Origin of the sequence: Mycobacterium barrassiae, from assembly GCF_025822765.1 — a bacterium.
Classification (GTDB): domain Bacteria; phylum Actinomycetota; class Actinomycetes; order Mycobacteriales; family Mycobacteriaceae; genus Mycobacterium; species Mycobacterium barrassiae.
Map to the genome: position 1 here is coordinate 1 of NZ_JACKUK010000033.1, position 19,418 is coordinate 19,418.

Genomic DNA, 19,418 nt, shown 5'->3' on the forward strand with positions numbered 1-19,418 from the left:
GACGCCAGGCTCCCGCCCCTCAACACACGCACGCCAACTGCTACAACATCCAAACGCCCCCGCACGGGACGTAGACCCCCTATGGCCGCTGAAACACTTGACTCGACCTACAGCCAGCTAGTTCCTGATCTCGCCTGGACGTACGAGACGCCGCTGCCCGCGGTCGCGCCGATCGCCAATCTCATCGCGTTCTACAACGAGAAGGTCGACATCACCGTCGATGGGGTGGAACTGGCCCGGCCCAGCACACATTTCAGCTAGTGCCGGCGCGGCGGTCCATGGCATTGATGACCCAGCTCGCCCATTCCGCCTTGCCCTTGCTCCAGCGCAACCCGTTCTCCAGCACGGCGTTGGCGAAGAAGTCGTCGTCACTGTCGGTCCACTCGTGGGAATCGCGGATCTGTTCGTAGTGTGCGAGGTCGCGCTCGGCGGTTTCCCGCATCCGCTCCATGTACTCGCGCTGTTGGCTGGGGGTGAGCTCGCCGAGCATCAGCACGCGGAGCAGGGCCGCGTTGCGGATCGGCGGGTCCTCTTGCGGGGAGAGCATCCAGCGCTGCAACTCGGCACGCCCCTCGTCGGTGATCGCGTACTCCTTGCGACCCCGCGGTCCCAGGTTGGACACCTTGATGAGTCCTTCGGAGGCCATCTTGTTGAGTTCGCCGTAGAGCTGACTCTGAGTGGCCGGCCAGACCATGTCCATCGATAGCTGGAAGAGTTTCAGCAGGTCATAGCCGCTGGCGGGCTGTTCGGCGAGTAGTCCCAGCGCAGCGTGTCGCAAGCTCATCCTCCGATCATAACCTCCACCATTGACATGTCGCTAACGACGTGTCATTCTCGACATGTCAAATATGGAGTGTCATAGAAGGAACCTGTCATGAACCAAGAAGTCCGCGACCTGCCGCCCACTCGCCGTGGCCCCATGGGCGCCATCGACTCATTCCTCAAATCGCCATTCGCCGGCATCGCGCCGTGGGCGTTGTTGGCGGTCCTGTCCGGGCCGGGCCATTTCGCCCAGGCCGTGCTCGCTGCTGTCGGCCTCTCGGTGGCGGTACTACTGATCAGCCTGGGCCGCGGCATCAAGGTTCACGCGCTTGAAGTGTTCGGCCTGGTCTTCTTCGCCGGGCTGGCCGCGGTTGGAGTGTTCGCCAACGACAACGTGATTCGCTTTCTCGAGGTGTGGGCGGGGGAGCTGACCAATATCTCGCTGGCCTGCTTCGCCTGGCTCACCCTGCTGGTCCGCAGACCGTTCACCATCGGCTACGCGAAAGACACCACGCCGCAGGAATACTGGGACAGCCCGCTGTTCAAGCGGACCAACAACGTGATCACGGCGGTCTGGGCGGGCGCCTTCACCTTCGCCGCGGCCGCTGGATTCGTCGGTGACTTCTTCCTCCATGACGCGGGGAATTTCTGGACCGGATGGATCCTGCAGCTGGTTGCGATCTTCTTCGCGATCTCCTTCAGCGAGTTCTACCCGGAATACGCCGCCGCCCGATTCGATATTGCCAACGGGGAAGCTGCGCAACTGCCGTCGATACTGAAGGCCGTCGAGTGGTTGCCCACCTTTGTGACCGTCACAGGCATCGCGGGATTGATCACGGGTGCAATCGATTTCGGCGTCGGGATCGCTGTGATAGTGGCAGGCAGCGTGGCATCAGCCATGTTGGCCAAGGCCAACAGTTCGGCCCGGCAACAGGGGTGACGCATGACGGCTTCAGCCGATCTTCTGCAGCTGGAATGGGCTCTGGGTCACGACTCCGCCTGCGCACCCGTAGTTGGAGTCAGACGACAACACGCCGGCCAGCGTCGTCGGGTCGACCGCCATCGACACCACCGCAGGCTCGTAGTGCCCGTCTTCACAAGTGAGCCCGCCGGGCTTCGAGACGGTGAAGACCCAGCGCCCGCCGGACAGCGTGGTCGGAACCTGCCAGCCCTGGTTACTCGTGACTGTGCCGGTGCAACCGGCGGCGCCACACTTCGTCGCGAAGGTCCAGATGTTGTAGGGGTCCCCGTCGGCTGAGCCGTAGGTGCCGTTGAGCAGCGGTGGGTCGGCGACCGCGGGGGCTGCGAGCGCGAGTCCCGCGATCGCCGGCGCGGCGACCGCAGTAGCCAGTGTGAGCAGGACGTTTGTCATAGTGATCCGAAATTTAACGGTCATGTCAGGCTGGCCCGCTTCGGCGAGACACGCGAATTCCGGTTTGTGTCCATCACGTCGCCGAATCGATATCTGCGGCTCGATCAATGCGGCACGCCGTGCGGATTTTGGGTTCACCACGCCCACGGTGGATCCGCTATATCGTGCGCGGATGGTGCTTTCGGAGCCCCCCGCCGCCATTCCGGTCGGCGAGCACAGAGCGACCGATCTCGGTGCAGCGTTCGACGAACTCGACGCCAAGATCGAAGCGGGTATGAAGGCCTACGGAATACCGGGTGTCGCCGCCGCTGTCTGGGTGGGGGGCCGGGAACACGTAAAGGGCTACGGAGTCACCAATATCGACCATCCGACCCCGGTGGACGGCGACACCGTCTTCCGGATCGGATCCACCACCAAGACGTTCACCGGAACAGTGCTGATGCGGTTGGTGGAGCAGGGCAAGGTTGACTTGGACGCACCTGTGCGCCGCTATCTTCCGGACTTCTCGGTCGCCGACCCTGCCGTCAGCGCCGCCGTCACCGTCCGCCAGCTGCTCAATCACACGTCGGGCTGGATGGGCGATGACGTCCAGGACTTCGGGCGGGGTGAGGACGCGGTCGCCCGCTACGTAGCGTCGATGACGCAGCTGCCGCAGGTGAGCGCGCCGGGATCCGTCTTCGCCTACAACAATGCAGCTCTGGTGGTGGCCGGCCGGATCATCGAGGTCGTCACAGACATGGCCTACGAAACCGCGGTGCAGAACCTGCTCCTCGATCCGCTGCAACTGAGCTCAAGCCGCTACTTCACCGACCAGATAATCGGATTGAACGTGGCGGCTGCGCACGATGTCGTTGACGGCAAACCGGTGGTCGATACCAGTTTCTGGGGCTTCCCGCGTAGCTGCAATCCCACCGGTGGACTGCTCTCGACCGCACGGGACCAGTTGCGCTACGCGCGGTTTCACCTCGACGACGGCACGGCCGATGACGGTTCCCGCGTGCTGACCCCAGAATCGTTGGTGGCCATGCGGTCCGGTCCGGGCGCCGGCGGAACGCTGCTCGTCGAACTCACCGGCATGGGGGTGACCTGGATGCTGCGCCCCTCCGCAGAGGACGTGACGATCGTCCAACACGGTGGGTCCTGGGCGGGTCAGCACTCGGGGTTCCTCATGGTGCCCGAGCGCGACTTCGCCATGACCGTCCTCACCAACTCCCAGGGCGGAACCCATTTGCACAGTGACCTTTTCGCCGATGACTGGGCGCTGCGCCTTTTCCTCGGGATTTCGAACACACCCGCCGTACCCCAGCAGCTGGACGAGAGGGATCTGCAGGCTTACGCGGGGCGTTACGCCGTCGAGGACATCGCGGTATCGGGAGTCCGCGGGCGGACGATCATCGACTTCCGGGCCGGTGACGGCCAGCTCGACGGCACTGTGGTCACCGTCGATACCGACGGCCGTCCGGACGAGAAGTCCCGCACCCGAATCGGTCTCGTCTTCTACCGGCACGATTACGGCATCGATCTCGGGCCCGACGCCAAGCCCCTGAACACGCGCTCCGATTTCGTCCGCGGCCCAGACGGTGCGATCGCGTGGTTCCGCAGCCACGGCCGCCTGTTCCGGCGCTTGTAGAAGCAAAGGACCAGCCCGATCGACGGATCGATCGGGCTGGGGCTCTTCGGCCGGAGCGCCGCTCGGTCAGCGCCTCCCGTGGCTGCGACCGCGGATGGGCTGGGGGACGAAGACGTTGGCGTCGGGGCGGTGGGCGTGGGGCAGTTCGTTGGAGCCCTTGTGTCCCTGGCCGTTGTGCTCACTGTGCGGGGCGGCACTGTATGGGAACGTGACGTGCAATTGAGTGGCCGCACTGCCCGGGGCGCGCACCCGCGCCACGTCTGGGCCCCTGGTCGCGGCCGCCAGCTCCTCGGCGACCGCGCGGGCGTCGTCGACGGCTTGGCCGGCGGTGCCTGCCATCGCGGTGCCGTCCACCGTGGTGCTGGCGTCGGCGTTGGCCGGTGTGGCGATGGCGATGAGGATTCCGCTGAGGGCGGCCAGGGCGAAGGTGATCAGGGCTGCGGTGGTGGCGATGCGGGTCTTGATCATCGGAGTTCCTTTTCTCGTATAGAACCTCAATGCGCCGATGACGGCCTCAGGCCGGCCCCGGCACGGCTGGACAGGTACGACCGGAACCGACTGTCGGACAACCACTTGCGGCGTCGCCCGTGGGTTGCGGCTTTTCGCGACATCGCCATAATTAGCACTTGATGGGTGAGAGTGCTAACGCTGCTTGCTTGGTGGGAAGGAGAGACTGTGAGCGGCACCGATTACGTGAAGAACGCCGGTTACGTAACGAATTCAGAGCTGGAACCCCTGCGCATCGCCCTCGTTGCGCCCCCGTATTTCGATGTGCCGCCCCTGGGATACGGCGGGACGGAAGCCGTCGTCGCTGATCTGGCCGACGCCCTGGTCGCCCGAGGCCACCGAGTGACCCTGATCGCTGCAGGTAAGCCGGGCACCGCCGCCCACTTCGTCCCGGTCTGGGACGACATCATGAGCGACCGCCTCGGTCAGCCCTATCCCGAGGTCATGCACGCGCTGAAGACGCGCCGGGCGATCGAAGACCTCGCGAACACCGACGGCCTCGACATCGTCCACGAACACACCATGGCCGGACCCCTCAATGCCGCGATCTACGCCGAACTCGGTCTGCCCACGGTCGTCACAGTGCACGGCCCGCTCGACGATGACCTGCTGCCCTTCTACCAGGCGCTCGGCAGCGATGCCGGACTGATCGCGATCAGTGACCGCCAGCGTGAACTGGCCCCCGACCTCAACTGGGTCGGCCGGGTGCACAACGCCCTGCGAATCGAGGACTGGCCGTTCCAGCAGGAGAAGCAGGACTATGCGCTGTTCCTCGGCCGCTATGCCCCCTACAAAGGAGCGCACCTTGCGTTGGAAGCGGCCCACCGCGCCGGCGTGCCGCTGGTGTTGGCGGGCAAGTGTGACGAACCGGCCGAGAAGGCCTACTTCGAGCAACAGGTCGCACCGCTGCTGACCGACTCCGACACGGTCTTCGGCGAAGCCGACGCCACCAGCAAGCGCCGCCTGCTGGCCAACGCCCGCTGCGTGCTGTTCCCCGTGCAGTGGGAGGAGCCGTTCGGAATGGTGATGATCGAGGCCATGGCCTGTGGCACTCCGGTGGTCGCCCTGCGCGGCGGCGCCGTGCCGGAGGTGATCGACGACGGCGTCACCGGCATCATCTGCGACCATCCCGACGAACTGCCCGCCGCAACCGAAGCGTCCAGCGCCATCGATCCGGCCGCATGCCGGCACCACGTCGCATCGAATTTCACTGTGGCGCAGTTCGGTTCGGGGTATGAGCAGATCTACTACGAGGTGGCCGGTCGCCATCCGGCCCGCCGGTCCGCCTCCTGGTTGCGCCGCCGCACCGCCCCGGCGTCACCTGCCATCACGAAGCCCGTCACGCGTTCGAAGGCGTCGGCATGATCCCTGGCTCGGGTGTGCTCAACGCCGGCGAGCCGGCGCATGCGGCGGCGGGTGACACCGTCACGCTGGTCGAGGGCGGCACGTTCTGCCTCTCCGACCGGCACGGGGACATCACCCCGGCTCGCTCCCATGGCCTGTTCTTCCGGGATGCGCGGATACTGTCGCGCTGGGAGCTGACCGTCGACGGTGTCACACCCGAGCCGCTGTCCGCGCAGACACCGGAAGCCTTTACCGGGCAGTTCGTCTCACGACGAGCTCCAGGAGCGGGCCGCGCCGACAGCACGCTGCTGCTGACCCGCGAGCGGTTGGTCGCCGACGGAATGCGGGAGATCGTCACCCTGCACAACCTGGACCGGGAGTCGACCGTCGTCACCCTGGTGCTGCACGTCGACGGCGACTTCGCCGACTTGTTCGCCGTCAAGGAGGGCAGGGCCGTGGCCAGCAATGCCGAAATCGCGGTGATCGAAGGTGAATTGGTGCTGCGTGAGCGCAGCGAGTCGGTCCGCGGTGTGACGATCTCCGCGTCCGGCGACCCCATCGTCGCGGCGGGTGCTCTGACATGGCGGGTGGTCATCGAACCCCGTCAGCAGTGGCAGACGGAGATCGTCGCACAGCCGACATGGGGTAATCGCAAGCTGTCCACGCGCTTTCAGCGTGGGCAGCGCCCCGAGAGCAGCGGTCCCGGCCGCAAGATCGCGCGGTGGCGCAAGAGCTCGACCAACATCGACACCGACCTGCCCGCGCTCACCGCGGTGCTACGGCAGACCGAAAGCGATATCGGTGCGCTGCTGATGCACGACGAGCGTCGGTCGGGACGCTCCTTCGTCGCAGCTGGTGCGCCGTGGTTCATGACATTGTTCGGCCGCGACAGCCTGCTCACCGCGTGGATGGCGTTGCCGTTGGAGGTCGCGCTGTCGCTGGGCACCCTTCAGCAGCTGGCGGAGACACAGGGCAGACGCGTCGACCCGATCACCGAAGAGCAACCCGGCCGCATCATGCACGAGATCCGGCGCGGCCCCGACAGCGGCGATGTCCTCGGCGGCAACGTCTATTACGGCTCAATCGACGCCACGCCGCTGTTCGTCATGCTGCTTGCCGAGAGCTGGCGGTGGGGCGCCCCGAAGGACAAGATCGTTGCGCTGCTGCCGGCTGCCGACGCCGCGCTGCAGTGGGCGCGCGAGTACGGCGACCGCGACGGCGACGGCTTCATCGAGTACCAGCGGGCCACTGACCGAGGTCTGGTCAACCAGGGCTGGAAGGACAGCTTCGACGGCATCAACGATACTGCGGGCCGACTCGCCGGCCCGCCCATTGCGCTGTGCGAGGTGCAGGCGTATCACTACGCCGCGCTTCGGGCGCGCGCAGATCTCGCCGAGGGGTTCGGCGACAGCGCCACCGCAGGGCGACTTCGCGAGGAGTCAGAGTCCTTCCGCGACAGGTTCAGCCAGCGGTTCTGGCTGCCCGACCGCGGCTACTACGCCGTCGCCCTCGACGGCGACAAGCGGGTCGTGGACGCGCTCACCAGCAACGTGGGGCACTGTCTGTGGGCCGGCATCGCCACCGACGAACATGCCGCGTCGATCATCGAGCGCCTCGCCGACTCGACGATGGACACCGGCTTCGGGCTGCGAACGCTGGCCAGCGACATGGGTGCCTACAACCCGATGAGCTACCACAACGGATCGGTCTGGCCGCACGACACCGCGATCGCGGTCGCGGGCCTGCTGCGGTACCGGCACCTGCCCGGCGCGGTGGAGCTCGCCGAACGCCTGGCCAACGGAATCATCGACGCCGCGGCCGCTTTCGGTGGTCGGCTGCCCGAGCTGTATTGCGGCTTTCCGCGCACACAGTTCGGTACTCCGCTGCCGTACCCGACGTCGTGTTCACCGCAGGCGTGGGCGAGCGCGGCGCCCCTGCTGTTGGTGCGTAGTTTCCTGGGATTGCAACTGGATGTACCGCATCGGCGGCTCAGCGTTTCACCGCGTCTGCCCAGTAACTGGGGGCGGATCACGTTGACCGACTTGACCTTCGGCGATACCACCGTCTGTATCGACGCAGAAGGTGAGTCCGCCAAGGTGACGGGTCTACCCGATACGTGGTCGTTGACCGTGGACTGACAGCGATTTCGGCGTTCAGGCGACCGCGTCGGCAAGCGCGTGCTTCACCTCGACGCTTCGCGGTGTGAACCGCAGGAACAACTTTGCGACGAACGGCGCGGCGAACAGCATCAGCACCACCCGGACCACCTGCGACGTCATGACGAACGCGACGTTGGACTCGGAGCCGAGCGTCGTGCCGAGCACCGCGTAGATGCCGCCGGGGCTGGTCGCGAGGTATCCGTCGAGCTGGCTGAGGCCGGCTGCATTGGCCAGCAGCACACCGAAGCCCGCCACGACGAGGTTGAGCACCACGATCAACGTCAACGCGGTGGGCAGGATCCGGCGGATCGCGCGGATCGATTCACGATTGAGGTCCAGCACGGTCTGCCACACGATCAGCAGCGCGGCGGCCTGGACCAACAGCACCGGGACGTCGAGACCCGCCAGCAGTCCGCTCAATTCCAGGGCGACGGTGATCGCCATGGGGCCCAGCAGCCCCGCTGCGGGCAGCCGCACCGCGTGGCCGAGCACCGCGCCGGCGACGACGATCACCGCGATCAACGGCAGACCGAAGAACAACGGCGGGGAGGTAGCAGCGTCGGGGGATGGGTCGGCGGCGGTGCCGCCGTAGACGACCGCGACGACGAAGGGCATGGCCGCGGTGATGAGGGCTACACGCAGATACTGCACGGCCGCGACGACACGATCGTCGCCACCGAGCTCACGGGCGATGGACACCACCCCTGAGGATCCACCTGCGACCAGTGACAGCGCTCCCGTCAGCGGGCTGATGCCGCGGTGCATGCTCAGCAGCGCGCCGCCGGCAACGCAGATGGCCAGTGTGCCCACGGCGACCGCGAGGACCGCCGCCCAGTCCGATGCGTCGAGCGCGGACGACGAGATTTCGCGGACCAGCAGTCCGGTGGCCACGCCGAGCACACCCTGGGCGGCGAGGGTCGACGCACGTACCGCCCTCGGTGCGTGACGCGCCAGGCTCCAGGCCAGGATGCCGCTGGCCAGGGCTACTGCGACCAGCTCGATGGTGTTCATGGCGCCTAGGGTGCGACATCGTTCTTGGCGATTCCTAAAAGCCGCCGTGTCGTCGGCTCCAAGAAAGTTCAAAGAATCGGTCGCCAATCTCATGTCACGCATCACGGCGACACGAGAAAGGAGACCGCAGATGCCGACGTTGACGACAACACAAGAGATCCGTACGCGCCGGCCCATGACCGGACCCCAGGTATGGAACCGCGCCGCCCTCGGCGGCGCGTACTACCTGACCACGATTGCCCCGCATCAGGCCGACGCCTTCCTGCGAATCCGCGCGGACCTGCGACGACGTGGTAAGCGGATCGACACCGTCGAGGCAGCCGACTTCATCGACCCCGCGCTGGCCGAGGTGGCCGACGCCATCAGCGCGCAGGTGCACTCCGGCCTCGGGTTCATCGTGCTGCGCGGGCTGCCGTTCGACGGCTGGACCGATGAGGAAGCCTCGATGCTGTACTGGGGTCTCGGTACCTATCTGGGCCGGCCGCTGCCGCAGAACCGCGCCGGGGAACGCGTCTATCTGGTTCAGGACACCGGCGCGACTCTGATGGAGGCCCGTGGGTCGAAGACCAACCTCGGAATGATCTACCACACCGACTCGGCGGCGGCCTTCGTCGGCAGCCGTCCCGACATCCTCGCCCTGATGTGCCTACGCAAGGCGGTGTCCGGTGGTGAGTCGTTGATGGTCAGCGGCCACACCGCCTACAACACCCTGCTGGCCACTCGGCCGGATCTGGTGGAGGTGCTCTACGGAGAGTTCCTCTTCGACCGGTCGAAGGACACGGCCGAAGGGGAGGATCCGGTGTCGCGCGGTGCGGTGTTCACCGACAGCGCAGCAGGCGTGCACATCCGCTACAACCGCCTGCATATTGAACTGGGCCACCATCTTTCGGGCAATCCGATGACGACTCTGCAGCGCGAGGCGCTCGATGCATTCGACGCGATCCTCAACGATCCGACGAACTCGATCGACTTCACGATGGAGCCCGGCGATGTGTTCTTCGCCGACAACGCCACCATGCTCCACAACCGGAATGCGTTCACCGACGCACACGAGGTCGAGAAGCGGCGTTGCCTGGTGCGGCTCTGGCTCGCAACCGATCGCTAGACGTTCCCAGCCCGATCGACGGATCGATCGGGCTGGGCCTTCGGTCGGTGTGGGCTTGGTCAGCGGTGGCCGCGCTTGCCGCGGATGGGGGCGGGGACAGGGACGCTGGCGTGGGGGCGATGGGCGTGGGGCTGGTCGTTGCTGCCCTTGTGGCCGTGGCCTGCGTGGGTGTTGGGCAGTGGGGAGTAGCGGAACGCGGTGTGGTTACCGGTGGAGGTGCTGCCGGGGGCGGCGACGGAATGGACGGTGCCGCGGATGGCGGCCGCGATCTCGGCGGGGATCTCGCGGGCGTCGTTGACGGCTTGGCCGGCGGTCTCGGTCATGGCGGTGCCGTCGACGGTAATGGTGGCGTCGGCGTTGGCCGGTGTGGCGATGGCGATGAGGATTCCGCTGAGGGCGGCCAGGGCGAAGGTGATCAGGGCTGCGGTGGTGGCGATGCGGGTCTTGATCATCGGAGTTCCTTTTCTCGTAGCCGGGTCCTCAATAGAACCTCAATGCCGAATATGCGCTGCTAACCGGTTACGGGGCGGGCGGAATCTCGAACGTGAACTGGTAGCCGGCGATGGAGATGACATCCCCGTCAGTGAGTGTCGTGCTGCCGCGAATGCGCTGACCGGCCACCTTCACGCCGTTGGCCGAGCGCAGGTCGTTGATCACGAAGTTGGCGCCGGTGTCGATGATCGTGGCGTGGTACCGGCTCACCTTGGGGTCATCGATCACCACGCCGTTGTCTTCGCGGCGACCGATGCCGGTGGTCACCGTCTCCAGTGGGTAGCAGCGGCCAGCGGCGTCGCGCAGCTGTGCTCGGCTCGCGCCTGCCGCGGTGAAACTCATCGTGTGCTGCGTGAGCATGGTGACGATGCCGGTCGCGTCGTTCTGCGCGATCTGCTGGACGTCCAACCGCTCTTGGCGCAGGATCCGTTGTTCGAGTGTGCGTAGTGTCGGCCCGGGGTCGATGCCCAGCTCGTCGGACAGCACGGATCTCACCCGTCGGAATGCGTCCAACGCGTCGGTCTGCCGATCGGCCACGTAGTACGCGGTGATCAACTGGGCCCATAGGGGCTCTCGATAGGGGTGCTCGCCGACGAGTTTCTCCAGCTCGCCGATCACTGAATCGCCACGGCCGCAGGCGATTTCAGACTCCGCACGCACCACGTGGGCCATCACTTTGTCCTCGATGAGCGCCGTGGCGAACGATTCGACGAAGCGGAACTCGCGCAGGTCCTCGAGAATCGGGGCGCGCCATTGCGCGAGGGCGGCAGCGAGTCGGTCGCTGGCTTGTTTGAACCGGCCGGCGGCAGCCGCCTGGACTCCGGCGGCCTTTTCCGCGGCGAACCGTCCGAGGTCACAGGCGGCGTCGGGAACGTTGAGCTGGTAGCCGGGCCTGGCACTGGCCAGAACCGTTTTCGGGTCGACTCCGGCAGAGCCGAGAATTTTTCGGAGGTTCGCGATGTAGACGTGCAGGTTGTGGATCGCGTCTGCTTCCGGGGAATCCTCGTCCCATATTGCGGTGATGATCGAGTCTCGCGGAACGGGACGGTTACGGTTGATCAGCAGCAGCGCCAACACTGCGCATTGCTTCGGAGTGCCCAAGGGCACCGGCTGGCCGTTCACGGCGACCTGTAGCGGACCGAGCACGCCGAAATCCAGACCCTGCAGGACCACTTCGCCCCTAGTCGACTCGGAGTTTCACGACCGGCGTGACCCCGGCATCGGTGACGTACACGTCGCCCGTCGCGTCGACGGCCACACCCTGCGGATCGTTGAGCCCGGTGAAGGGCAGCGGTATCGCCGCTGTCGCACCCGACCGCAACTGAAGCACGCTGGCGTTACCCCGGTCGGTGATGTAGATGTGGTGGTCCGCGTCAACCGCGATCCCATGGGGATCGTTGAGTCCGGTGACAGGTAGCTCGGTCGCGGCAGGTGCACCGACCTCCAGCTTGAGCACCCGGTCGTTGTACCCGTCGGTGATGAAGACGTCACCGTGTGGGTCGACGGCCACGCCTCGGGGATCGTTGAGACCGGTCAATGGGACCGGCGTCGCCGCAGGTGCGCCCACCGGGAGGTGAAGCACTCGATCGTTGCCGCGGTCGATGACGTACACGTCGCCTGCTGCTCCGACGCCCACCCCGCGTGGATCGTTGAGACCGCTGAACGGCAGCGGGATCGCTGCGGGGGCGCCCGCAGGCAGCCGCAGCACCCGATCGTTACCCGAGTCGGCGACGTACACGTCACCCTTGGCGTCGACCGCCACATCTCGGGGGTTCTTCAGGCCGCTGAAGGGCAACGTGGTCGGGGTATCCCCGCCCGCAGGCAGAACCAGCACCTGATCGGTACCGATGTCGGTGACGTACGTGTTGCCTGCGGCATCCACCGCAACCCCGGTGGCGAGTCGCACATCTGGGAACGGCAGCGGAATCTGGTTTGAGTAGCCTTGCCCCCCGGCGACGGAGCCACTGTCATCTTCCGATGACTGCCGCCCGATGATCACGACTGCCGCTACGGCGACTACCACCATTGCGACCACTGCGGTAGTCACACCGATAGCCGTCCGCGACAACCGAACTCGTTTGCCACGACGGGCTACTGCGATTTCGGCGGTGGGATCCGTCGGATTCCCCAACGCAGCGCGGGCCGCCACGGCCAGCTCCTGAACGCTCGAGTAGCGATCGTCGGGATTCTTCGCCATACCTTTGGCGATGACCGCATCGAACGCCACCGGAACATTGGCCTCGCTGGCGCTGGGTTGTGGCGGCGGGGTGTGTAGGTGGTGGGCGATCAAACCCTGCACGCCCATGTCACTGCTGAACGGTGGCGTACCGGTAAGGCACTCGTACAGCACGCATGCCAGCGCGTATACGTCCACGCGCGAATGAGTTTTCACGGCGGCGCCGATCGCTTCCGGAGCCATGTAGGCCGCGGTGCCAATGGTTTCACCGGCCTTGGTCAGCGTGGCATCTCCGGACGCATGGGCGATGCCGAAGTCGATCAGATAGGCGAAGTCGTTGGCGCACACCAGGATGTTGGAGGGCTTGACATCGCGATGCACCAGGCCGACATCGTGGGCCGCCTGCAGCGCGCCGGCCACCTGGGTGATGATCGCCACCGCACGCCCCGGCGACAGCGCACCTTCCTGTTTGATCAGCGAGCGCAGGTCCGTGCCGTCGACCAGTCGCATGTTGTTACCGCAAAAATTCTGATCTTGGCCGCTAATGTTCGCGCATGCGCACATGGGTGGCCGCCGTGGCGGCCGTCGTCCTGCTCGTGGCCGGCTGCGGAGGTGGCGCCAAAAAACAGCCGGCCGTCCACGTCGCCGAAGTCGTGGATGGGAATGATGTGCGGTTCGGTCAGCTGTGCCACCGCTTCGCACTCCCGCCGGAACCGTTCGCGCGACTCGTCGTCGTCGGCGGAGTGTTCGGGCAGCACCTTCAGCGCGACCACCCGATTGGTCTGCGAGTCGCGTGCCCGCCATACCTGACCCATGCCACCGGCGCCCAGCATTGAGAGCAGCCCATAGCGTCCGAAGGTCTTTTCCGGCTGTTGGCCCTCCGTGGCGTCCCCACCGTCTCCGCCTGATGCTGAGCCGTCGGCGTCCTCGCCGTCGATGACCGTGTCATCCATGCTGCTGATAGCCCTGTCGCTGAGTGGCTGACGCCAATTTGCATTCATTCAACCAGGCGATACGTCAATTGGCCGGAGGGGGCGTCGACGTCGCGGTGTGGGGCCGCCGTGGTGCTGGTCATCGAGAAAGCTAGGGCTGGGGCGTGGGATTTGCATCCTGCGAACGGTGCATCTTCGTGAGTGCATCTGGTGCAAAAGATGTAGACAGCCCTGGCTCGGGCTGACAGGACGGTCCTAAACCGTCAGTGCGTCGCGGGGGACAAACCGTATCGCCGCGCAACATCGTCGAGCCAGTCGGGCGTTCCGTAGGTCAGGCCGTACTTATTCGCCAGCTCGGTGAATTCAACCGAGTCATGGAGTGGTGCATCGGGTTTCGTCACTGCTGATCCGGACATCAGGAGCTCGCCCAGCTCGCGGAAGTAGTTCTCGAAGCCGTTGCCGGGAGCGATGATCTCGATGATCCGCCCCGGCTCGGTCCCTGCGTTCCACATGGCGTGCATCTGGCCGCGGGGTTTGGTGATGTAGCCGCCGGGCCCCAGCACCACCTCGCTGTCGTCGGACCGGAAGCCGATTTCGCCGGCGAGCACATACGAGTGCTCGTCCTCGTGGGTATGGCGATGCGCCGCGGTGAGCGTGCCGACGGGGAACGGATGCTCGACGATCGACACCAGGCCGCCGGTGGTTCGGCTGATGAGCTTGAACACCGCACCAAACCCCGGGATGGTGATGACGTCGCCTTCGCCGGGCTGCACCACGGTCAACTCCGCACCGTTTGTCACGGACATGGTGGTCTCCTCTTTATCCCGCTACTCGGGCCAGGTGTTGTTCAGGATGAGGTCGACGAAGTCGTGTCGCCGAAACGTCGGGTCGAAGTGGGCCAGCACGTCGTCGTTCATGGTTCCGAAGGTGCTGTCCGGCCGGTGCTTCATACCGTCGTTGAACGCCGCGAGTATGCGGTTCTTGAAATCGGGTCGAGGGTGCGCGGCGGTCACCGCGTCGACGGCTTCCGGGGAGAGCGCGTCACGACCGATACCCAGCACGTCGGTCTCGACGCCGGCGATGACCAGAGCGGTCTCGGGTTCGAGGAACTGCGGCACACCGGGCGTGGTGTGCAATGCGATGCCCAGCCACACCTTTCGCGCGTCGGCGGCATCGACGCCGCGCTCCAGCAGGAAGTCCTGCGCCGCATTGGCGCCGTCGACCTCGAAGCGCAGGTTCGAGGTGCGGTAGCGCTCGGTGAGTCCCAAATCGTGGAACATCGCAGCGACATAGAGCAGTTCGAGATCCGGCTGCAGTCCAACGCGGCGACCCTGCAGCGCGGCGAACAGAAACACCCTGCGTGAATGGTCGAAGAGCAGGTCGTCTTCGGCCTCGCGAATGAAATCGGTCGTCTCGCGCACCAATGCGGTGTCGGGGATGGTGATGCCGGCGATCGATTGAAGCGACTGCGTTCCCATGGTCTTCTCCTTCGTTGGCTTACTAATCGAGTCAACGCAGGCGATGGGCCGTTCACATACGGCCTTTGAGCCGTTCGTCGCACAGAATGCGACACAATGGCGCGGTGGTGGCAGCGAGTGCTCGCTCCCGGGTGGTGGTGATCGTCGTCTTCGATGACGTGACGACGCTGGATGTCGCCGGGGCGGGCGAGGTCTTCGCCGAGGCCAACCGATTCGGCGGCGACTATCAGATCAAGATCGCCTCGGTGGACGGGCGCGACGTGACCACCTCGATCGGAATCCGCCTGGGAGTGACCGACAGCGTCGCGTCCATCGAATCCGCCGATACCGTCCTGGTCGCCGGCAGCGACAACATTCCGGCGCGGCCGATTGACCCCGCACTCGTCGAGGCCGTGAAGTCGGTGGCGGGTCGCACTCGCCGGCTGGGGTCCATCTGCACCGGGTCGTTCATACTCGCGCAGGCAGGCCTGCTCGGCGGTCGGCGCGCGACCACGCACTGGCACAACATCCGATCCTTCGCCCGCGCCTTTCCCGACGTCACCGTGGAGCCTGACGCGATCTTCGTCCGTGACGGCGACGTCTTCACGTCAGCCGGGGTGTCGGCGGGCATCGACCTCGCGCTCGCGCTGGTCGAGCAGGACTACGGTGCCGACCTCGTCCGCGACGTGGCCCGCTGGTTGGTCGTCTATCTCAAGCGCGCAGGCGGGCAGTCACAATTCTCATCGCTGATCGAAGCGAACCCACCACCGCAGTCCGCCCTGCGCGTGGTGACCGACGCGATTGCCGCAGAGCCGGATGCGGACCACAGCGTGAAAACCCTTGCGGCGCGCGCCTCCCTGAGCACGCGACAGCTCACCCGGTTGTTCCGATCCGAACTCGGGACGACTCCGGCCGACTACGTGGAGATGGTCCGAGTCGACGTCGCCCGCGCCGCCCTCGATGCCGGCCGCACCGTGACCGACACCGCGCGCCTGGCGGGTTTCGGTAGCACGGAAACGCTCCGGCGTGCATTCGCCGAACACTTAGGCGTCTCACCGAAGGCCTATCGAGACAGGTTCCGCACGGCGATCCGCGGCTGAGGTCGGCACCGATGACATATTCGAAGAAATGACGACCCTGCTGAAGGAGAAGACGATGCGCGTCCTGGCCATGTTCCGCGTGCACAACGGCGAGGACGTGCTGCCCCGGGTGCTGGAATCCCTCGCCGGCTGGTGTGACGACATCTACGCGATCGACGACCGCAGCACAGACGGTAGCGCGAAGATCCTGCAGGAGCACCCCGCGATCACCAATGTCGTGCGCGCCCGCTCCGATCTCCCGCAAACGCCGTGGCTGATACCCGAACCGCCGGGCCTCGAATTGCTGTATCGCATGGCGGATTTCTGCCGCCCCGACTGGATTTTCATGATCGACTCCGATCAGGTGGTCGAGTCCGACGTCGACATCCGCGAAATGCTCGCCGGAGTCCCCGACGATGTTGCGGCGCTGATGTGTCCGATGATCCCGCACTGGGACGATCCGCAATACCCCGAGATGATCCCCGTCATGGGCACCGCCGAATCGATGCGAGGGCCGTTCTGGCGGTGGAGCCCCGGTCTGCGTGCCGGGACACGCGAAATCCACAACCCGCACTGGCCGGCGAACATCACCGAACGCGGACGCATCGGCGTGGTCAACGACGTCCGGTTGTTGCACACCGGGTGGTCGACCCTGGCTGAACGGATCGGCAAAGTCGAGCACTACCGGAAGCTCGACCCCGACTCCGAGTTGAACTACGGCGTGCCTTACGACCGTGCGCTGCTGTTCGGATACGCCTACGAGGAGATCGACCTACTCCAGTCGGATTACGAGCGGCGCGTGCGCGGCGACTTCGAACCCGCCGAGCCGGGCACCCGGCTACCCGTCGACCGCGATCGGCTCGCGCTCGCATCCGGCTACGGCCAACGGGCCACCGGGTTCCACCCCGGCGTCGACTTCGCCGCCGCGCCCGGAACCCCCGTCTACGCCGTGAACTCCGGGATCGTCAGCCACGTCGATGACCTGGACGACGACGGTCTTCGATCGGTGACGATCGCGGGAGCCAACGGCGAAACCGTCTACGTCTTCCGACCGGGTGACGGCCGCCAGATCGACATCGACGCCCGAGTCGACGCGGGCGCCGAGCTCGGAGTCCTGCGGGTGCAGAGCGGATCTGCCGACGGCTTCGTGCATTTCGAGGTGCGCGTCGACGGCGAGCACATCAACCCCGTGCGCTACCTCGCCAACATGGGCCTGAAGCCGTGGCCCCCGGCAGGACGGCCACGTCCGGTATCGGGTACCTACCCGCCGTCATCGCCGTGCACGATCATCGTCTGAGCTGATCCTCCAGCGCCCGCGCAGAACGGATCGTGGAGCGCACCTCCTGCAGCAATTTGGCCGGATGCTGTTGATCCAGAGTGCTCAGCCGGTTGTACCTCTCTACGCCGAAACCCGCTGACTCCAACCGTATCTCGTATGGCAGCGCCAGCGTCCGCAGCGCCTCGAAGTGCAGGTACGGCACCAACGGCTGACCCGTCACCATGAGACACGACGAACCGTGCATGTTCGCGTTCCTCGCCGCGAACGTATAGGTATCCGCGGAATTGGCCCGACGGCGTTCCGGGTCAGGCGATGGTGTCTCGAGCAACATGATGGGCAATCCCAATTCATTGCTGTCAGGTGGGAAACGCCAAACCGTCTCGTTGCGCTGCACCTGATCGACGCGGCGCGTCACATGTTCGACGACCTCGCCGACGTCGATCCCGAACACGTCGCGGGCGGCGGCGATCATCAACTCGAACTCGGTGTTGGCGCCCGGTGCACACACGGCGACGGCGTCCTGTTCGGACTCCAGCAACCGGCGAGACGCCGCCGCCAGGACGACATTGCCGATCCGACGACCGGTAGCCATCTCGCGCGCGTAGCGGGTTCGAAGCAGGTTTGTGTAGCGCCCGCCACCGATGACCACGACATGATCGAAATCACCTGCAATCGGGCGTAATTCGTCGATCAGCCCCAGTTCACCCGCCAAGTGCTCGATCCGTTCGAGCTGCGCGACAGCCAGGTCGAGACGTCGGATGAGCCACCTGACCGCCCCGCCCGCGTCCTGATTGGTGAGCCGACCGGCACTTTGCTCTCGCGCCTTGCCGCGGTAATCCCACACCTCGCTGAACTCGTCCAGGAAACTCAGTCGATCACTCAGCGTGAGCCCCGGCGGGATGCTGCCGCCGAACATGCCGACCAGTTCGGCGAGGGCGGGATGGGTGCACCACGCCTCGATCTGGCCGAGATAGTCAGCGGCGATGCCGCTTTCGATTCGGTGGACTGCGGGCCGACCACCGCCGGGCACAACACTCATGCGCCATTCCTCTGTCTGGACCGCTCGAAAACCATTCGATGACACGCTTTCGTGTACTGCCAGCCGCAATAGGTGGTAATCATATTGCTGCAAATGTCGTAGGACGGGAGCACTTTTGCGGTGAGGATTCTCGTTACCGGCGGCGCCGGCTTTCAAGGGAGCCACCTGTGCGAGGCTCTTCTCGCCAGAGGGCACCACGTGACGGCCCTCAACACTTTCTCGCTCGCCTGCAAGCAGAACCTGTCAGAAGTCATCGGTAACAACCGAGCCGACATCGTGTTCGGTTCGGTCACCGACTGGGAATGCGTCAGCAAGACGGTGCGCGATCACAGCGTGATCTTCCATCTGGCGGCGAACGTCAATGTCGACAAATCGCTACACGATCCGAGGAGCTTCGTCGACACCAACGTGGTGGGCACTCAAAACGTGCTCGAGGCCGCGCGCGAGCACGGGGTGCGGGTGATTCTCGCGTCGACCTGTGAGGTGTACGGCGACGGACATCGCCTCAGTGGGGCAATGCTTCTGGATGAAACGGCCGAACTGAGACCCAACAGCCCGTATGCCGCGTCGAAGGCTGCCGCCGATCGTCTCGCGTACTCCTACTACCGGTCCTATGGCATGGACATCACAATCGTCCGTCCGTTCAACATCTTCGGTGAGCGCCAGAAGAGTGGCGCGTACGGTGCCCTCATCCCGATCCTCGTCCGCAAGGCCCTGAAAGGTGAGGATCTCGTCGTGTTCGGCGACGGGAGCGCCACCCGGGACTATCTCCACGTCAGCGATGTTGTGGACGCGTACGGACTGGTGCTGGATACGCCCGATCTCGCGGGCCAGGCCATCAATTTCGCCAGCGGCACGAACACCCGCGTGCGCGATATCGCCGACTACATAGCGGACAAACTCGGCACAAAAGTGGTGAACGGATCCCCGCGGCCAGGGGAGGTGACCCGCTTCCCGGCATCCATCGAGCGCGCGCGAAGTATCGGATTCGAACCGAAGGTGAAGATTTGGGAAGGGATCGATCGCTACATCGAGTGGGCGCGACGGCAGCCCCTCGAACCACCTCAGTGAGGT

General features: G+C 65.5%; 18 protein-coding genes and 2 pseudogenes. 9 read left to right on the forward strand and 11 right to left on the reverse strand.

The genetic code is table 11. The annotated features are described in order from the left end of the window. Window positions 1–123: 123 nt before the first annotated feature. Window positions 124–261 (forward strand): annotated as a pseudogene (locus H7J93_RS21980) (DUF427 domain-containing protein); the annotation flags it as partial. Here the strand turns inward: H7J93_RS21980 and H7J93_RS21985 are convergent. Then, entirely contained in the window at window positions 254–784 is a 531-nt protein-coding gene (locus tag H7J93_RS21985; RefSeq protein ID WP_267308420.1) for a PadR family transcriptional regulator, read from the reverse strand. The pseudogene H7J93_RS21980 and the gene H7J93_RS21985 overlap by 8 nt on opposite strands. A 90-nt stretch (window positions 785–874) precedes the next feature. Between H7J93_RS21985 and H7J93_RS21990 the strand changes: the two genes are divergently transcribed. Further along, window positions 875–1,702, forward strand: coding sequence for a DUF3159 domain-containing protein (locus tag H7J93_RS21990; protein ID WP_267308421.1), 828 nt, complete (start codon window positions 875–877; stop codon window positions 1,700–1,702). Window positions 1,703–1,714: 12 nt separating this feature from the next. Here H7J93_RS21990 and H7J93_RS21995 read toward each other — a convergent pair whose 3' ends face one another. Then, window positions 1,715–2,134, reverse strand: a complete 420-nt coding sequence (locus H7J93_RS21995) for a hypothetical protein (RefSeq protein ID WP_267308422.1) — start codon at window positions 2,132–2,134, stop codon at window positions 1,715–1,717. 172 nt (window positions 2,135–2,306) lie between these two features. Here H7J93_RS21995 and H7J93_RS22000 point away from each other — a divergent pair, with 172 nt between their 5' ends. After that, a complete protein-coding gene (locus tag H7J93_RS22000; protein WP_267308423.1) occupies window positions 2,307–3,764 on the forward strand; it encodes a serine hydrolase domain-containing protein in 1,458 nt (485 codons plus the stop codon). A gap of 66 nt (window positions 3,765–3,830) precedes the next feature. On the opposite strand, the gene H7J93_RS22005 is transcribed toward H7J93_RS22000, so the two are convergent. Beyond that, window positions 3,831–4,232 carry a hypothetical protein gene (locus tag H7J93_RS22005; RefSeq protein ID WP_267308424.1) on the reverse strand — a complete coding sequence of 134 codons (402 nt, stop codon included), beginning with the start codon at window positions 4,230–4,232 and terminating at the stop codon, window positions 3,831–3,833. A 207-nt stretch (window positions 4,233–4,439) separates the two neighbouring features. Here H7J93_RS22005 and H7J93_RS22010 point away from each other — a divergent pair, with 207 nt between their 5' ends. Continuing rightward, complete coding sequence (locus H7J93_RS22010) at window positions 4,440–5,636, forward strand: glycosyltransferase family 4 protein (RefSeq protein ID WP_267308425.1); 1,197 nt, start codon at window positions 4,440–4,442, stop codon at window positions 5,634–5,636. Next, a complete protein-coding gene (locus H7J93_RS22015) occupies window positions 5,633–7,753 on the forward strand; it encodes an amylo-alpha-1,6-glucosidase (RefSeq protein ID WP_267308426.1) in 2,121 nt (706 codons plus the stop codon). The genes H7J93_RS22010 and H7J93_RS22015 overlap by 4 nt, the downstream gene beginning before the upstream one ends. 15 nt (window positions 7,754–7,768) lie before the next feature. Here the strand turns inward: H7J93_RS22015 and H7J93_RS22020 are convergent, their stop codons facing one another. Beyond that, window positions 7,769–8,785, reverse strand: coding sequence for an AbrB family transcriptional regulator (locus H7J93_RS22020; protein ID WP_267308427.1), 1,017 nt, complete (start codon window positions 8,783–8,785; stop codon window positions 7,769–7,771). A gap of 175 nt (window positions 8,786–8,960) precedes the next feature. Between H7J93_RS22020 and H7J93_RS22025 the strand changes: the two genes are divergently transcribed. Continuing rightward, entirely contained in the window at window positions 8,961–9,890 is a 930-nt protein-coding gene (locus H7J93_RS22025; RefSeq protein ID WP_267308428.1) for a TauD/TfdA family dioxygenase, read from the forward strand. A 59-nt stretch (window positions 9,891–9,949) separates the two neighbouring features. Here the strand turns inward: H7J93_RS22025 and H7J93_RS22030 are convergent, their stop codons facing one another. The 6 genes and pseudogenes from H7J93_RS22030 to H7J93_RS22050 form a co-directional block, all read right to left on the reverse strand. Continuing rightward, entirely contained in the window at window positions 9,950–10,342 is a 393-nt protein-coding gene (locus tag H7J93_RS22030) for a hypothetical protein (RefSeq protein WP_267308429.1), read from the reverse strand. A gap of 67 nt (window positions 10,343–10,409) precedes the next feature. Continuing rightward, entirely contained in the window at window positions 10,410–11,549 is a 1,140-nt protein-coding gene (locus H7J93_RS22035; protein ID WP_276022297.1) for a BTAD domain-containing putative transcriptional regulator, read from the reverse strand. A 13-nt stretch (window positions 11,550–11,562) separates the two neighbouring features. Further along, entirely contained in the window at window positions 11,563–13,068 is a 1,506-nt protein-coding gene (locus H7J93_RS22040; protein WP_372507997.1) for a serine/threonine-protein kinase PknD, read from the reverse strand. A gap of 113 nt (window positions 13,069–13,181) precedes the next feature. Next, a pseudogene (locus H7J93_RS29475) lies at window positions 13,182–13,511 on the reverse strand (protein kinase domain-containing protein); the annotation flags it as partial. A gap of 242 nt (window positions 13,512–13,753) precedes the next feature. Then, a complete protein-coding gene (locus H7J93_RS22045) occupies window positions 13,754–14,296 on the reverse strand; it encodes a cupin domain-containing protein (RefSeq protein WP_267308431.1) in 543 nt (180 codons plus the stop codon). Window positions 14,297–14,317: 21 nt separating this feature from the next. After that, a complete protein-coding gene (locus tag H7J93_RS22050; RefSeq protein ID WP_267308432.1) occupies window positions 14,318–14,968 on the reverse strand; it encodes an HD domain-containing protein in 651 nt (216 codons plus the stop codon). 86 nt (window positions 14,969–15,054) lie between these two features. Between H7J93_RS22050 and H7J93_RS22055 the strand changes: the two genes are divergently transcribed. After that, window positions 15,055–16,047, forward strand: a complete 993-nt coding sequence (locus tag H7J93_RS22055) for a GlxA family transcriptional regulator (protein WP_267308433.1) — start codon at window positions 15,055–15,057, stop codon at window positions 16,045–16,047. 55 nt (window positions 16,048–16,102) lie between these two features. Beyond that, a complete protein-coding gene (locus H7J93_RS22060) occupies window positions 16,103–17,323 on the forward strand; it encodes a peptidoglycan DD-metalloendopeptidase family protein (RefSeq protein ID WP_267308519.1) in 1,221 nt (406 codons plus the stop codon). Here the strand turns inward: H7J93_RS22060 and H7J93_RS22065 are convergent. Further along, window positions 17,313–18,344: a hypothetical protein gene (locus H7J93_RS22065; protein ID WP_267308434.1), complete on the reverse strand. Its 1,032-nt coding sequence runs from the start codon at window positions 18,342–18,344 to the stop codon at window positions 17,313–17,315. The genes H7J93_RS22060 and H7J93_RS22065 overlap by 11 nt on opposite strands. A 120-nt stretch (window positions 18,345–18,464) precedes the next feature. Here H7J93_RS22065 and H7J93_RS22070 point away from each other — a divergent pair, with 120 nt between their 5' ends. Beyond that, window positions 18,465–19,415 carry a dTDP-glucose 4,6-dehydratase gene (locus tag H7J93_RS22070; RefSeq protein ID WP_267308435.1) on the forward strand — a complete coding sequence of 317 codons (951 nt, stop codon included), beginning with the start codon at window positions 18,465–18,467 and terminating at the stop codon, window positions 19,413–19,415. Window positions 19,416–19,418 lie beyond the last annotated feature (3 nt).